The organism is Leptospira saintgironsiae, from assembly GCF_002811765.1.
GTDB lineage: Bacteria > Spirochaetota > Leptospiria > Leptospirales > Leptospiraceae > Leptospira_B > Leptospira_B saintgironsiae.
In genome coordinates this window covers 133,155-147,368 of record NZ_NPDR01000007.1, presented here as the reverse complement: position 1 = coordinate 147,368, position 14,214 = coordinate 133,155, and the positions used below count along the sequence as shown (strand labels likewise).

The 14,214-nt window shown below is 40.3% G+C and carries 16 protein-coding genes; 13 read left to right on the top strand and 3 right to left on the bottom strand.

The window, feature by feature from the left end; all coding sequences use genetic code 11:
- The 3 genes from lvrB to CH362_RS15705 all read left to right on the top strand — a co-directional run bounded on the left by lvrB (position 1) and on the right by CH362_RS15705 (position 2,934).
- Entirely contained in the window at positions 1–1,134 is a 1,134-nt protein-coding gene (gene lvrB / locus CH362_RS15715; protein WP_100711268.1) for a hybrid histidine kinase/response regulator LvrB, read from the top strand.
- 65 nt (positions 1,135–1,199) lie between these two features.
- Positions 1,200–1,550 carry a CsaA family protein gene (locus CH362_RS15710; RefSeq protein WP_100711267.1) on the top strand — a complete coding sequence of 117 codons (351 nt, stop codon included), beginning with the start codon at positions 1,200–1,202 and terminating at the stop codon, positions 1,548–1,550.
- Between the two features lie 124 nt (positions 1,551–1,674).
- Positions 1,675–2,934 carry an esterase/lipase family protein gene (locus tag CH362_RS15705; protein ID WP_208859596.1) on the top strand — a complete coding sequence of 420 codons (1,260 nt, stop codon included), beginning with the start codon at positions 1,675–1,677 and terminating at the stop codon, positions 2,932–2,934.
- A gap of 5 nt (positions 2,935–2,939) precedes the next feature.
- On the opposite strand, the gene CH362_RS15700 is transcribed toward CH362_RS15705, so the two are convergent.
- Complete coding sequence (locus CH362_RS15700; protein ID WP_244280616.1) at positions 2,940–3,404, bottom strand: DUF1801 domain-containing protein; 465 nt, start codon at positions 3,402–3,404, stop codon at positions 2,940–2,942.
- Between the two features lie 308 nt (positions 3,405–3,712).
- On the opposite strand from CH362_RS15700, the gene CH362_RS15695 reads away from it, so the two are divergent.
- The 10 genes from CH362_RS15695 to CH362_RS15650 all read left to right on the top strand — a co-directional run bounded on the left by CH362_RS15695 (position 3,713) and on the right by CH362_RS15650 (position 11,568).
- The gene (locus tag CH362_RS15695; RefSeq protein WP_208859595.1) at positions 3,713–4,990 is read left to right on the top strand and encodes a phosphoinositide-specific phospholipase C-related protein; all 1,278 of its coding nucleotides are present in this window, start codon (positions 3,713–3,715) and stop codon (positions 4,988–4,990) included.
- A gap of 195 nt (positions 4,991–5,185) precedes the next feature.
- Positions 5,186–5,857 (top strand): response regulator, encoded by a 672-nt coding sequence (locus CH362_RS15690; protein WP_100711264.1) that lies wholly within the window; start codon positions 5,186–5,188, stop codon positions 5,855–5,857.
- A gap of 57 nt (positions 5,858–5,914) precedes the next feature.
- The gene (locus CH362_RS15685; protein WP_174704471.1) at positions 5,915–6,367 is read left to right on the top strand and encodes a Spy/CpxP family protein refolding chaperone; all 453 of its coding nucleotides are present in this window, start codon (positions 5,915–5,917) and stop codon (positions 6,365–6,367) included.
- Between the two features lie 24 nt (positions 6,368–6,391).
- Positions 6,392–6,949 (top strand): RNA polymerase sigma factor, encoded by a 558-nt coding sequence (locus CH362_RS15680; protein ID WP_100711262.1) that lies wholly within the window; start codon positions 6,392–6,394, stop codon positions 6,947–6,949.
- Positions 6,934–7,236 (top strand): hypothetical protein, encoded by a 303-nt coding sequence (locus tag CH362_RS15675; RefSeq protein ID WP_100711261.1) that lies wholly within the window; start codon positions 6,934–6,936, stop codon positions 7,234–7,236. Before CH362_RS15680 ends, CH362_RS15675 begins: the two co-directional genes overlap by 16 nt.
- A gap of 163 nt (positions 7,237–7,399) precedes the next feature.
- Positions 7,400–7,753, top strand: a complete 354-nt coding sequence (locus CH362_RS15670) for a single-stranded DNA-binding protein (protein WP_100711260.1) — start codon at positions 7,400–7,402, stop codon at positions 7,751–7,753.
- Positions 7,754–7,842: 89 nt separating this feature from the next.
- Positions 7,843–8,388: a phosphoribosyl-AMP cyclohydrolase gene (locus CH362_RS15665; RefSeq protein WP_100711259.1), complete on the top strand. Its 546-nt coding sequence runs from the start codon at positions 7,843–7,845 to the stop codon at positions 8,386–8,388.
- A gap of 52 nt (positions 8,389–8,440) precedes the next feature.
- Positions 8,441–9,460, top strand: coding sequence for an endolytic transglycosylase MltG (gene mltG, locus CH362_RS15660; protein WP_100711258.1), 1,020 nt, complete (start codon positions 8,441–8,443; stop codon positions 9,458–9,460).
- A gap of 12 nt (positions 9,461–9,472) precedes the next feature.
- The gene (locus CH362_RS15655; RefSeq protein WP_100711257.1) at positions 9,473–9,730 is read left to right on the top strand and encodes a hypothetical protein; all 258 of its coding nucleotides are present in this window, start codon (positions 9,473–9,475) and stop codon (positions 9,728–9,730) included.
- A 167-nt stretch (positions 9,731–9,897) separates the two neighbouring features.
- On the top strand, positions 9,898–11,568 hold the full coding sequence (locus CH362_RS15650; RefSeq protein ID WP_100711256.1) for an acyl-CoA dehydrogenase family protein: 1,671 nt from the start codon (positions 9,898–9,900) through the stop codon (positions 11,566–11,568).
- A gap of 57 nt (positions 11,569–11,625) precedes the next feature.
- On the opposite strand, the gene CH362_RS15645 is transcribed toward CH362_RS15650, so the two are convergent.
- Both CH362_RS15645 and ilvD read right to left on the bottom strand, forming a co-directional pair.
- Entirely contained in the window at positions 11,626–12,237 is a 612-nt protein-coding gene (locus CH362_RS15645) for an iron-containing alcohol dehydrogenase family protein (protein ID WP_165780279.1), read from the bottom strand.
- Between the two features lie 108 nt (positions 12,238–12,345).
- Positions 12,346–14,202, bottom strand: a complete 1,857-nt coding sequence (ilvD, locus tag CH362_RS15640; protein ID WP_100711254.1) for a dihydroxy-acid dehydratase — start codon at positions 14,200–14,202, stop codon at positions 12,346–12,348.
- Between the last annotated feature and the right edge of the window lie 12 nt (positions 14,203–14,214).

Genomic DNA, 14,214 nt, shown 5'->3' with positions numbered 1-14,214 from the left:
ATGAGAGCACTAAAATTTCTTTTTTTAGAAGATTCTTCTACCGATCTAGAGCTTATCCAAAGGGAATTAAAAAGGGGAGGAGTTGAATATATTCCTGTCCATGTCCAAGATCGGGACGAATACCTAAGGGCAATCGAAGACGAGAAGCCTGATTTTATTTTTTCGGATTATTCACTTCCTAATTTTGATGGTTTATCCGCATTAACCATCGCTAAAGAACAATGTCCTACTACTCCTTTTATATTTGTTTCCGGAACGTACGGAGAAGACGCAGCCATCCAAACTCTGACTAGGGGCGCAACTGATTACGTCCTGAAAGATAGGTTAGTAAAACTTGTCCCAGCCCTAAGAAGAGCAATCCGAGAAATAGAAGAACATAAAGCTTTAAGAAGAGCGGAACAAGAAAAGTTTGAAATAGAAGAACAACTCAGACAAAGCCAGAAAGTAGAAGCAATGGGGTTTTTAGCAGGGGCCATGGCCCATGAGATCAATAATCCTATCATGGCAATCATTGACTACGCACAGTTAATCTCAAAAGGAGAAATGGATATAGATAAGGCCCAAAAGATTGCTTCTAAGATCAAACAAGAAGGGGAAAGAATTTCTGTAATGGTAAAAGATCTATTAAGATTTGCCAGACAGGAAAAAGCAGCCTTTGAGCCTGTAAGTGTTTTTGCATTAATATCAAAGACACGTTCTATCGCGGAACAAAGATTAAAGATGAGCCGTATCCAATTGGATTTGGATATTCATCCTGATCTTCCTTCCGTAATGTGTAAAGAAGGGCAGATACTTCAGGTACTTTTGAATCTAATCAATAACGGGATAGATGCGTTAAACCAACGTTATCCGGAATATGATGAAAACAAAAGAATGATCATAACCGCTAAACCGGAAGAGATCGGTGGAAAACCCTGGGTTCGGATTACTGTAGAAGATTTGGGTTCTGGAATTCCTCAGGAAATCGGTAAGTCTATCTTCAATACCTTCTTCACTACTAAAGGAGCAGATAAGGGAACAGGGCTCGGACTTTCTGTCAGCCTTGGTATAGTGAAAGAGCATGGAGGATTTCTTTCCTTCGAAAGTGCTTCCAATGAATACACTAGATTTTTCTTAGATTTACCCGCAGTCTAACAACGATTTTTGGACCTTCTTTGTAATTTTTTTGTCAAATAATTATATAAGACTGGTTATACTAAATGATGGAATCGACTGAATATACAAACTTAGTTTCGGAAAGACCTTTTACCGATCTAGACTTAAGAGTCGGTAAAGTAATTGGTTTCGAATTGCTTCTTGATCATGGGGAAAAAGCTTATAGATTGATCTTGGATTTTGGTGAGAAAGCCGGAGTCCGCAAATCAAGCGAACCCATACTCTCTCTTGGTGAAGAGAAAGATTTCTTGGGCAAACAAACACTTTGCGTGATGGACTATCCTTCTGCTCATATTGCAAGAATGAGAGCTCAAGCTCTGTTCTTAGGCTTTGTAGAAGAAGAGGAAGAATTCAGCAAGTCCGACGCAATCAGCTTCGTTCAACTCGCCTGTTAATCGAATCTTAAAAATAAAGAAGCCTTTCAGGCTTCTTTATATCTGAATTCTCTTATCTTTCCCCTTGACGGCCCGCGGTTTTTACGTATAGTGAGGCGGCGCTTTACAGTTAAGAATTTAAAATATGCCATACAAACCTACAGAACCCAGCATGAAGTTGGGAAAATTCGCAGTTTCATTCGCAAGAGACACTTCTCTTGGTGTTCTATCCGGAGTTAAATCCGCACTCACAGGTTCATTCGAATGGTGTGCAAAAAGTTTATCTGAAATTTCAGAAACACCTACAGTAAACGGAACCAAATTTGGAGAATTCCTAAAGGATGCAGGAAGGTCTTTAGGAGAAGCCGGAAGTAAAACTGAAGAAGGTCTATCTAGAGCATTCGAATCTACTGCACAAGCAATGCATACTGCATTAGAAGCATTGAGTGAAACAGAATCTTTGATACAAAGAAAGGTATTCGAAAATATTTCGGTTTCCAGCGTTGTAGGAGAATCCTTTGCAGGGATGATCACTACTTCAGAGATCCAGGCATCTTTTCGTTTAGATGGAAAGGATGTAAGTCCAGAAGAAGTATTGGCAGATTGGAAAAAATCTGGATCTAAAAAACCGATCCTTTGTGTGCCTGGGCTATTTTGTGACGAAGGTCTTTGGATTAAGAATGGAGAACCTTCTTTCTCCGAAATTCTAATTAAAGAAAATTATTATCCATTTTATCTTAGATTCAATCCTGGTTCACATATTTCAGAGAATGGATCTAAACTTTTGGAGTTAGTCAGGAAGGTTTTGGACGATCCTGAATTAAAGAAGAAAAAATTCGACGTGGTCACTTATAGTCAGGGTGGACTTATCCTTAGGAGTGCTCTTTATTCTTCTAAAAAAGAAGGAAATCCACTTTCTTCTAATATTCAAAAAGTATTATTTATTAGTTCTCCCGACGGAGGTTCCTATATTGAAAAAGTAGGATTCTGGTTGGGACTTGGAGCTGAGGCTATGCCTGTGTTTCCGGTGCAGCTAGTCGGTTATATCGGAAACCAAAGAAGTGAAGCAATGAAGGATCTTTCTCACGGAATTATTCGAGAAGAAGATTGGAAAGAAGGTACACATCTAGGCAGATACGGAAAAGATAAATATTTTGGTGAGCTGGATGATATAGACGCTTACCAAATTTACAGTTTTGTTTCGGAAGAAGAAGGTGATTGGTCTTCTTGGATCGGAGATGGGATCGTAGAAAAACCAAGTCTTACTCTTTTTAGTGATTCTGTATTTCGTAAAAAATCCAATCCTGAAAACAGAGTTAAGATCTTAAAAGGGTTATCTCATTATCAGATTATGCCTTCTCCTGAATTAAGAGAATACTTTCTAAAAATTTTCTTAGGGAAGTGACGATCTTATTTTACCCAGCCCTTCTTCTTATAATCTTCGTATCCTAATTTTAAGGCGTCTTTGATTTGAGAAAGAAGGACCGGGTCATTCTTCTTTATATAAAAACAGCTTTTACCTTTTAAACATTTCAGGAGTTCTTGTGGTAAAACTTTTTTCAATTCAGGCTCAGAATACACGGGCATAAAATAAAATCCCACATATCCTTTTTGAACGAGTGCTCCTGAAAAATAAATTTCAGGCTTCTTTTTGCCGTTTATTTCGATCTCCATCTCGCTGACTAAACCGTATTGGCCTTTAGAATCTCCCCATTCTTTAAGAGTTCCCTTTATATAGGGTTTCATCAGCTTCTTGATCTCATTAAAAATTGGAACTAGTTCTGGTTGTCCTGGAGATTTGTCTTCGTATTTGATCCCTTTTTTAGGGGACGAACTGCTCTTTTTGGACTTCTTCTTTGCTGGCATGTTTCGCATTTTGGAGACCTTCTTCCAATGGAACAAGTTGTTTTCAGGTCATCCATTTAAAGAAAATCGGGATTGATGAGCTCTGTATAAGTTGTGGATCAGATTCTTCTGAAAAATACATTAAGAAAATATAATATATGAGTGGCCGCTCACTTAACTCTGTTTGTTTGAACTCCCACTAATTCATCAATAAATTATAAATAACATTCGTTCTTCATAAAAATAAACAATATAAGCCACTTATAAGAAGAAGCTTGTTACAAGTTAAGCCTTCGAAATATTATGCTTTCACAGAAGTAAAAAAGGTGAATGGAAATATGAAGAGAAAATTAATCATGCTTACTGTTTTTCTAATAAGCTTGTCTTCGACTAGTTTATTTGCAAGCAGGGGAGCGGTAACTGAAAGTCCGATCGATATATTCGAAAAGTCCGCGGAAGCAAAATCACTCGCTGTACAAAGACAAGTGCAAGTAGCAGCAAACCTACCAGTGCATAAAGCTTTGTTTTACGGCACACATAACTCATATAATAGCAAAGCGTATGCAGGACCTTTCTTTTCTTACGCTTTTCCGAACCAACAGGTTTCTCTTACTGATCAGTTGAGATTAGGGGCTAGGTTTATAGAATTAGATATTCATTATTATCTGAGCACGAATTTCAAAAACGATTTCTTACTTTGTCATGCTCAATCCAACGATTTAGGATGTAACGTATTCGATCGTCCTGCAAGTAAAGGATTAGAAGAGATTCGCAATTGGATTTCTTCTCCTGAAAACAGGAACGAAGTTCTGGTACTTTATTTCGAGGATTATCTGGATGGAAGACAGGATGAGTTCTTAGGTATCGTAAGAAACTACTTGGATCCTTATCTATACAGATACAGTGGTTCTTGCGGAGATATTCCGAGCGCAGCAAACATGCCAAAACTCAAAGACATGGTTTCTTCTAACAGAAGGATCTTAATGATGAGCAATGGTTGTTACGACGGAGCTTGGAACCAATACTCAAAAAGGATCTTCTTCGGAAGTAATACAATCAGCCCGAAAGCTTTTCAAGGTTATCCTAGCTGTAACTGGTCCAGAAGTGTATACGATAACACTATGACCCGTGTATTCAATGATAGTACCAACTACTTTGGCATCTATGATGGTGTAAAAGAAAGTGGAGTATTCACAAACGATAATATTGCTCAGATGTTAGCTTGCGGGATCAGCGTATTCGGAATTGACCAATTCAGTCCAGATTTTGCAAAACAAGGACTTTGGTCTTGGGATAACGCAGAGCCTAATGATTACGGTGGAGCAGAAGATTGCCTTCAGATCGTAGGAAGCGGACGTTGGAATGATAACAAATGTTCCAATAGCTATCGTTATGCATGTAAAGATGGAAGCGGAAACTGGGCAATCACAGACGCTTCTGGAAATTGGGCAAACGGAAAGAGCGCATGTTCTGCAAGAGGCTGGAACTTCTCCTCTCCTTTAACTCCATATGAGAACAAAAAACTCCAAGAGGCAAAAACTGCTAAGGGAGTTTCAGAAGTATGGGCAAATCTTACTGACCAGTATTCGGAAGGATATTGGGAAGCCGGAAGATAATCTAATATACTTCCCGATTTAAAATAAAAACGGGATCTCCGAGAAATCGGGGTCCCGTTTTTTTATTTTTAGGCCAAATTCACTGAAATTTTATCGTCGACGGAACATTATAAAAATTGATAATTTACGAAGAATAAAAGTTTTATGTCGGCTCCTTTGGGGCCCGGCGCTTGATTGAGGAAAAGTTTCAGATTTATGGTCCAATCTTTCTTTAAAATTTTATTTGCGGAAGATAACGAAAGTTCTGCTGAATTGCTCATTCATTTTTTGGAAAGGTTCAATTTCGAAGTGGACCATGTTGTAGATGGAATGGCCGCAGAGCTAAAATTAAGAAAAACAAAATATGATTTTATCCTCTTGGATAATATGATGCCCGTACTTTCGGGGGTCCGTTTGGCAAGTAAGGTCCCAGATCTGAACAAAAATACCCCGATCGTCTTTCTGACAGCCAGTAACGAAAAGGAAGATGTGATGGCCGCTGCCCATAGCAAACAACTTGTGGGTTATATCCTTAAACCTTTCGATCCAGATAAACTTCTGCAAAAGATAGTCTCTGTGCTCAAGATCCCGGATGACATGATCGTGGATAAAAAGAAATTTCCTTTCTCCATTGAAAGGACACAAAACGTATCTTATGGAAATGGAGTGAAACTTGTAGGTTGTCCTTTCCAAAAAAATGCAGAGAAGATTGCCCAAGAGATCGCCTTCGTACTAAAGGAACTCCCTGGAGTTCGTAAGTTCTTTATAGAAGTGGGAGAAGAGTTCTATTATCATAAAAAGGCTCAGGAACTTCTGGCCTCTCTCGTGACCCGTCTGGCTTCCAAATATGAGATCAAGGAAGAAGATATTCTCATACTTTCTTCTTAATTTTTTTGGAACCGACTTTTTAGGCTCCGGTCCCAGGAGCATAAAGAGGAGAAATGAATGTTTCGCAAAATTACGAAAATAACCGCGATTTTGTTGGTGCTGGGGACTACCGCCCTTCTAACTCAAGGATGCCATCACAAATGGATGTCTCATGAGAAAAGAGCCAATTATATCGTCAAAAAACTTAAGTCCGAATTGGATTTAACAGATACACAAGCGGCAGCCCTTGATAAAATTAAAGAGGACGTGCTTGCAAAACGTAAAGAGCTTAAATTGGGCGGACACTTCCTTCCTAAGGAAGCAGTAGAAGAACTTCGGGCAGATAAATTGAATCCTGAAAAATGGAACAAACTGGGCGAAGAAAGAGAGAAAAAGATCGCAGCTCTTAGAGTATTTTTCACCAAAAAGGCAGTGGAATTCCACGCGGTATTAACTCCCGAACAAAGAGGGAAACTTGCGGATCTAATCCTTAAGTTCCAAAGTAAATTCGATAAGGAAGACGAGGATTAATTTCCAAAGTCTTTCGGAGGTAAAATGGGAGAGGCAGAATTTTCCCGCTTCGTAGAAGAGACCAGGGAGATCGTCTTAGCGGCGATCTCCCGTTACTTGTATGAACGCTTTGCATATGCGATAGACGATGTCGCACAGGAAACATATCTTCGTGCTTATAAGGCATTACAAAAAGGTCAATTCAGAGGAGACTCCAAGTTGACCACTTGGTTATACACAATCGCCAGAAATGAATCCATTCGTATGAATGAAAATCTGATGAGAGAAGAAACCAAAGCAGAGAAGGCTGGAAAAAGATCGGAAGAAGATTCCAGAAGTTTCGCTTTTGATAAAGAACTTCCAGAGGATAGAGAAGATCTTCCTACTTGGGAAAAAGCAAAACTTTGGATTGGAAATCTACCGGAAGCGTATAGAAGTGTGATCCAATATTATCTTTCCGGATATTCCGAAAAAGAGATCGCTGAAGTTTTGGGAGTTCCAGCTGGAACTGTAAAATCCCGAGCCGCCAGAGGAAAGGAAATGTTGCGAAGAATGCAGAACTCCGAAAAAAGAGAAGGAGGAGAAGTATGGGGAAAATATTAAAAGATTGTCTGCCAATGAAGGAAGAGATCGAAAAAAGAAAATCAGATCCGAACTGGTCTAAAAATTTAGCTTCTTGTGTGATCGACAGATACACAAAAGAAGAAAGTTCTAAAAAGCTGGTTCAGTTTCCGATCAGAAATGTATTAGCGGTAGCGGCCGCTCTCCTCTTGGGCATTTCTATCGGCTGGTATTCTTTTGCCGGACAACTCAATCCAGAAGATGAATACTATCTTGGTGTATCTTCTATCTTAGAAGGCGAATCTTACCTTACCACTTTGGAAGAATAAATTGATCGGGCCCGTCTTTCGGGCCCGTTGTATTCTCTCCATCTTATGGCGACTCTCGCAGAATCAAAATTCTGGAAGAAGGTCCGTTAAATCCAAAAAAATCACAAGCAGAGTAAACATTCTACTACACGTAGCTTCTATATTCCCCAGGAGGAGAATGTTTATGAAAAATTTATCACTCACAGTTCTGGACGGTTTTTTAACCGTTGATCCAGAATTAAAGAGAACCCAAGCAGGAAAGTCCGTCACAAATTTTACAGTGGCAGTGAACCATAATTACAAAAGAACAGAAGGAGAAGAATCCGAGGTCTCTTACGTGGATGTGGAAGTCTGGGAGAAGCTTGCAGAAAATTGTTCTGAGTATCTTAAAAAAGGGAAAAAGGTAACAGTAATCGGACATTTAAAACAGGATAGATGGAAAAATCAAGAAGGCCAATCCCGTTCCAAGGTCAAAGTAATAGCGGACGAGGTCCGATTCGACAGCTTCGGGGATAGAAGAGAAAAAGAAGCAGCATAGTATCCTCACTAGGTGCGGCCTTGGGAGGATTTTCAAGGTCTCACCTTTCTTGACGGTTCGGGTCGGTCCTTGGTTTATGTAGGAAAAGGATGCTTACTATTATTTGGGCCGGGGGACAACCCGGAAAAATTTCGGAATTAAGAAGGATGACCCAACCAGAATGGGAACATCTACGCAATGATCTTCCGGCTAACGTGAAAACATTTATAGACTGCGACGAAGACACTATCCTAATTTCTCATCCTGATTTTTCAGAAAAGGAATTATTTGAGATCTCTAATTTTGATGGCCTCAAATTTTCAAATGGTTTAATCCCTGTGATCACTAAGGATGAGAAGGGTCTATTTTTGATGCAGGCATTCTCTAATTTGGAAAGTTTAGAACTGAGCCAAAAAGAATCCTTAGGAATTTATTTCAGCAGATCCAGGAACCAGCTTTGGAGAAAGGGAGATACTTCTGGACATATCCAAAAGCTGAAAAGGATCTTAGCACCCAAAGACGGAAGTTTTGTTGTGTACGAAGTGGAACAGGAAGGTGCAGCCTGTCACGAAGGGTACTATTCCTGTTTTTTCAGAGAGCAGGATAAAACGGGTACAAAAAACTTAGTTCCGGAGATCCCTTTTTTAGGGAAGTAGAGGTTCCGTAAAAAGGAAATTTCGCCGATAGAAATACGAGGCAGATGCGGTTATGATTTTTAAAAATACATTTTTGAGAAGATCCGTTGTTTTATTAGGCATACTTGCACTTTCGGGTGTGGTCGCCTTCTTTGTTACAGATGAGATCAAAGGGGGAGCTGTTGGTGCTGGCCAGGTAAAAGTGGATATCATCGTAGAGCCGGGCGATTCTCCTGCAGAGGTTACTGAAAATCTTTCCAAGAACGGACTATTAAAATCTTCTAAATATTTCCTTTTTCTAATTAAAGCAACCAGGTCCGCAGGAAAGATTAAAGCTGGTCTTTACGAGATCAACGACGGAATGGATGCGCGCAAGATCCTTCAAGTTATTACAGAAGGAAAAGTCAAACTTGTAACTTTTACAGTTCCAGAAGGTTATAATAACCGCCAGATCGGTGACTTGTTAGTTAAGAAAAACTTAATTAAATCCAGAGCGGATTTTTTAAATGCTGCTTCCAGAACAGAATTATTAAGAGAGTTTAAGATCCCTGCAAATAATGCAGAAGGTTATCTGTTCCCTGAGACTTACAGTGTTCCAGTGAATTTTCCTGCTGATAAGATCGCAAGGATGATGATCAAAAGATTTTACGTTAGATTGGAGAAGGTTCCTGGCGCTAAGGAATTGGATCCTAAAAAACTACATGAGATCGTTGTACTTGCTTCTGTGGTAGAAAGAGAAGCCAAAAAAAATGAAGAAAGACCTTTGATGGCCGGTGTTTTCTTAAATCGTTTAAAACAAGATATTCCTTTGGAGTCTTGCGCTACTATTCAGTATCTTTTTGATAAACCACATCCTCGTATTTTCGAAAAGGATCTGAAGATTGTTTCTCCTTATAATACTTATATGAACAAAGGATATCCGCCTGGTCCAATTTCCAATCCAGGGCAACCTTCTTTGGAAGCTGCACTGATGCCTACTAAGACTGAGTATTTATTCTTCTTATTAAAACCGGATGGATTTCATTACTTTTCTAAAAGTTTTAAAGAACATGCCGAAGCTAAGAAAAAGTATATCGACGTTCTTTACGAATAGAGGAGTGCAATCATGAGTTCCCCTGTAGAAGAAATCGTTTCGGTCACAGAACAATTAAAAGGGGTCCAAAAGGCTTTGGATCTTTTTAAAGAAAAGCAGCAGAAGAGAGAATCTGCGAGCGACGCAGCTATCGAATTCGTGGAAAAGGCGAGTTTGGTTTTAGATAGGGCAGAAAGAAAAGAGATCCTTCTAACTGATGACCAAAAGAGAAGGATCCGAAACAATCTATTAAAGATCAGATCTTCTCTGGTCCGCAATATGGAAAGTTGATCTAAGAATTCCTCGAGACTTCTATTTTAAGGAAGAAGGACGTTTTTTCGGACATTCTGTCTCATTTCTTCCCGAGGCTTGGGTTCAAAAACTTAAATGACAGGCCGAAACGGCCCCAGGTTATAGTATTTTGAGTAATATTTCCCAATAATCGGTAGGAACAAATGATGGCAACGAAAGCTCCGACGGACTCTTCGGCGGCAAAACAGGCTTTAAGCAAGTCTTCAGCAATAATCGAACAAGTAACCAAGGCTCTGGCAGCTAAATGCAGCTCCAATGGAAAAGTTTCCGTTGCGAAAATGGACCAAAACCAATTCGTACAATACCAAATCGCTTGGTTGACCTCCGAACAAAAGATCGCAGAAAACTTTATCGACTATGCTTGGAACGATTCTCTCGGAACAGGTGAGCTTGAAAAATTGATGGCTCAGGTTTTCGCTGCGGAAGTTGTTTCTCATATCCGCACCGAGTTCAGTTCTAGAGCTTCCGAATACGGAATTTCCACACAAGAACTGGTTACCAAATTATTCGACGACGCTACTAACAAGTTCTTAGAAGAATCCAGCGCGATCGAAAACTATAATCATATTGCTGATCTAATCGCTTCTTCTGGAAGTTTTGGAGCTTATGGTTTGAGTGAAGACCACGAAATGTTCCGCCAAACTTTCAAACAGTTCGCGGAAGAAGTGGTGGCTCCTAAAGCAGAGCATGTTCACCGTCACGACGATATCGTTCCAGAAGAGATCATCCAAGGTTTAAGAGACATGGGATGTTTCGGACTTTGTATTCCTGAAACTTACGGTGGATTACAACCTAACGATAAAGCAGATAATATTTCTATGCTTGTTGTTACTGAAGAACTTTCCAGAGGATCTTTAGGGATTGCAGGATCTTTGATCACTCGTCCAGAAATTCTTTCTAAAGCATTATTAAAAGGTGGAACTGACGCTCAAAAAGAGAAGTGGCTTCCTCTTATCGCTTCCGGAGAGAAGATGGGCGGTATCATGGTAACAGAACCTAATTACGGTTCAGATGTTGCCGGAGTTTCCGTAACTGCTAAAAAAGTGGACGGAGGCTGGTCTATCAATGGTGTTAAAACCTGGTGTACTTTTGCAGGTTATGCAAATCTTCTTCTTATCCTTGTAAGAACAGAAACTGATCCTGAGTTAAAACACAAAGGTCTTTCTATCGTTCTTGCGGAGAAGCCAAGCTTCAATGGTCACGAATTCGATTATAAACAAGATGGCGGCGGAAGAATTTCCGGTAAAGCAATCGGAACAATCGGTTACCGCGGTATGCACTCTTTCGAAGTTTCTTTCGAGGACTATTTTGTTCCAGAAGAGAACCTGATCGGTGGAGAAGCAGGAAGAGGAAAAGGATTCTATTTCCAGATGGAAGGTTTCTCCGGTGGAAGGATCCAAACTGCGGCTCGTGCAAACGGTGTGATGCAAGCAGCTTTAGAAGCCGGTCTTCGCTACGCTCAAGAGAGACAAGTTTTCCAAAAACCAATCTTCGATTATAACCTGACCAAGTATAAGATTGCTCGTATGGCGATGATCGTTCAGGCTTCTCGCCAGTTCACTAATACTGTAGCGAAACTTTTGGATGACCACAAGGGACAGATGGAAGCAACTTTGATCAAATTCTACGCTTCTAAAGTTGCTGAATGGGTAACAAGAGAAGCAATGCAGATCCACGGTGGAATGGGATACGCGGAAGAATACGCAGTTTCTCGTTACTTCGTAGATGCTCGTGTATTCTCCATCTTCGAAGGTGCAGAAGAAGTGATGGCACTTAGAGTAATTGCAAAATCTCTAATGGACCAATACTCAGCTTAAGAGCCTTCTTAATCTCTGAAGAATAAAAAAAGGAAGTCGAAAGACTTCCTTTTTTTATCAGCTGGCAAGTTGTTCTACGAAAGCAAGAATGTCTGAATTATCCCTTTCTAAAAACTCAAGAGTTCTTTCTACCAGATGATCCAAGTAATAGCTTGGATTATGATAATCTCTTAAGAAAGATTTTACTTGTTCAATCTTTTCTTCCGGGATCCTGTCTTCTAAAACAACTTGGGCCAATGCATAAATCCCGAATGCAGATTTGAATGGATCGTTTAGAGAAGAAATAGAAAGGATCTCATCTATATCAATTTCTTTGAATGTGGGGATCAGATCTCCGATTAGTTCTAATGCACCAGTCGGAATAGTTCTGTCTAAGGACTTAACATAATTGATAAATAATCTATAAGACTGAGAATCTCCGATCCGAGAAAGCATATGAAAGATCCCGGAAAGAAGTCTTTTATGAAATCCCCAGGACAATCTACCTGAATCTGCTTCTCTGATTGCTTGGTACAAAAAACTCCAAACTAGTTTGTCTCCTGCTTTTGCTCTTTCAGACAATTGGTCCAACCAAAGATCGAAATTCGGATTATCTGATTCCTTTTTGAGGAAATCCATCAGTTCAGAGGGAGTTTGTACAGAAGGGAGAGTAAGGGCAATTTTCGACATAAGTAGAAGATACTCTTTTTTAAGATCGGTTTCCAGTCTTTTTATCAGGCATCGGCTTTTTATTCTTTTACAATTCCCTTACTCGAGGAATAGTTCTGTCGCATTAAATTATTGATGTTCTACCTGGCTAACGTCTCTGACAGCTCCGGTATGTGCAGAAGTAGTCATCGCTGCATAGGCCCTCAATGCTGCAGAAACTGTCCGTTTTCTGGACTTAGGTTTCCAGGCATCTTTTCCTCTATCGTGCATTCTATCTCTGCGATCAGAAAGTTCTGCGTCACTCACCCTTAAGTGAATGGATCTATCAGGAATATCTATTTCGATGATATCACCTTCTTCTACAAGACCGATGATTCCGCCTGCTGCTGCTTCTGGAGAAACATGTCCAATAGAAAGTCCGGAAGTTCCTCCGGAAAATCTTCCATCAGTTAGAAGTGCACATGCTTTTCCTAAACCTTTGGATTTCAGATAAGAAGTAGGGTATAACATTTCCTGCATTCCAGGTCCACCTTTTGGACCTTCGTAGCGGATCACAACTACATCACCTTCTACAACTTCGTTACCTAAGATTTTGGCTACAGCTTCTTCTTGGCTTTCCATCACTCTGGCTCTTCCTGAGAATTTCCAAATGGACTCATCTACTCCTGCAGTCTTAACGATACAACCTTCAGGTGCGATATTTCCATAAAGAACTGCAAGTCCTCCATCTTGAGAATATGCATGCTCTACATCTCGGATACATCCATTCGCTCTATCTAAGTCTAACTCAGGCCAACGTTTATCTTGGGAAAATGCTTCTGTTGTTGGAACTCCACCAGGTGCCGCGGAGAATAAAGCATATGCTTTTGAGTCTGCGTTCTGACGAACGATATCCCATTCTTCCAAAGCTTTTCCTAATGTGGCAGAATGAACTGTAGGAACATCTCTATGAATGAGTCCAGCTCTATCTAATTCGGAAAGAATACCAATAACCCCACCTGCTCTATGAACATCTTCCATATGATATTTTTGAGTGGCAGGAGCAACCTTACAAACACAAGGAACTCTTCTCGAAATTAGATCGATATCATGCATTTTAAAATTGATCCCTGCTTCGTGAGCGGCTGCAAGAATATGAAGAACTGTATTTGTGGATCCTCCCATAGCTACGTCTAAGCTCATCGCATTTTGGAATGCTTCGTGAGTAGCGATGTTCCTAGGAAGAACAGACTCATCGTCTTGTTCATAATATCTTTTTGCAAGATCTACGATCAGTCTTCCTGCAGTAAGGAATAGTTGTTTTCTGTCTGCATGGGTAGCTAACGTGGAACCGTTACCAGGAAGAGAAAGTCCTAATGCTTCTGTAAGACAGTTCATTGAATTTGCAGTGAACATTCCGGAACAAGATCCGCAAGTAGGGCAAGCAGAACGTTCTATTTGTTCTACAAGTTCGTCTGGAACATTTTCGTTGGCGGCTTCTACCATTGCGTCCACCAAATCCAATTTTCGAATATCACCGTTCCAATTTACTTTTCCAGCTTCCATTGGTCCGCCGGATACGAATATGGTTGGTATGTTCAAACGTAAAGCTGCCATCAGCATGCCCGGTGTAATCTTATCACAGTTTGAAATACAGATAAGTGCATCCGCTGTATGAGCGTTGACCATATATTCTACTGAGTCGGCGATCAAGTCACGGCTCGGCAAAGAATATAACATTCCGCCATGCCCCATGGCGATACCATCATCAACTGCGATGGTATTAAATTCTTTTGCGACGGCCCCCGCCTTCTCCACTTCTCTCGCGACCATTTGTCCTAGGTCTTTTAAATGAACATGTCCTGGAACGAATTGAGTAAATGAGTTTGCGATTGCGATGATTGGTTTTCCAAAATCACCTTCTTTCATACCGGTGGCTCTCCAGAGTGCTCTGGCTCCGGCCATATTGCGTCCGTGGGTGGAAGTACGAGATCTTAAGTGAGGCATATTGAATGCTCC

Excerpts from the sequence above, each read along its gene's own strand:
- CH362_RS15655 (WP_100711257.1), top strand. The coding sequence starts at position 9,473 with ATGAGTTCCCCTGTAGAAGAAATCGTTTCGGTCACAGAACAATTAAAA.
- CH362_RS15690 (WP_100711264.1), top strand. The coding sequence starts at position 5,186 with ATGGTCCAATCTTTCTTTAAAATTTTATTTGCGGAAGATAACGAAAGT.
- CH362_RS15710 (WP_100711267.1), top strand. The coding sequence starts at position 1,200 with ATGATGGAATCGACTGAATATACAAACTTAGTTTCGGAAAGACCTTTT.
- CH362_RS15685 (WP_174704471.1), top strand. The coding sequence starts at position 5,915 with ATGTTTCGCAAAATTACGAAAATAACCGCGATTTTGTTGGTGCTGGGG.
- CH362_RS15675 (WP_100711261.1), top strand. The coding sequence starts at position 6,934 with ATGGGGAAAATATTAAAAGATTGTCTGCCAATGAAGGAAGAGATCGAA.
- CH362_RS15665 (WP_100711259.1), top strand. The coding sequence starts at position 7,843 with ATGCTTACTATTATTTGGGCCGGGGGACAACCCGGAAAAATTTCGGAA.
- CH362_RS15680 (WP_100711262.1), top strand. The coding sequence starts at position 6,392 with ATGGGAGAGGCAGAATTTTCCCGCTTCGTAGAAGAGACCAGGGAGATC.
- CH362_RS15695 (WP_208859595.1), top strand. The coding sequence starts at position 3,713 with ATGAAGAGAAAATTAATCATGCTTACTGTTTTTCTAATAAGCTTGTCT.
- ilvD (WP_100711254.1), bottom strand. The coding sequence starts at position 14,202 with ATGCCTCACTTAAGATCTCGTACTTCCACCCACGGACGCAATATGGCC.
- lvrB (WP_100711268.1), top strand. The coding sequence starts at position 1 with ATGAGAGCACTAAAATTTCTTTTTTTAGAAGATTCTTCTACCGATCTA.
- CH362_RS15700 (WP_244280616.1), bottom strand. The coding sequence starts at position 3,404 with ATGCGAAACATGCCAGCAAAGAAGAAGTCCAAAAAGAGCAGTTCGTCC.
- CH362_RS15645 (WP_165780279.1), bottom strand. The coding sequence starts at position 12,237 with ATGTCGAAAATTGCCCTTACTCTCCCTTCTGTACAAACTCCCTCTGAA.
- mltG (WP_100711258.1), top strand. The coding sequence starts at position 8,441 with ATGATTTTTAAAAATACATTTTTGAGAAGATCCGTTGTTTTATTAGGC.
- CH362_RS15705 (WP_208859596.1), top strand. The coding sequence starts at position 1,675 with ATGCCATACAAACCTACAGAACCCAGCATGAAGTTGGGAAAATTCGCA.
- CH362_RS15650 (WP_100711256.1), top strand. The coding sequence starts at position 9,898 with ATGGCAACGAAAGCTCCGACGGACTCTTCGGCGGCAAAACAGGCTTTA.
- CH362_RS15670 (WP_100711260.1), top strand. The coding sequence starts at position 7,400 with ATGAAAAATTTATCACTCACAGTTCTGGACGGTTTTTTAACCGTTGAT.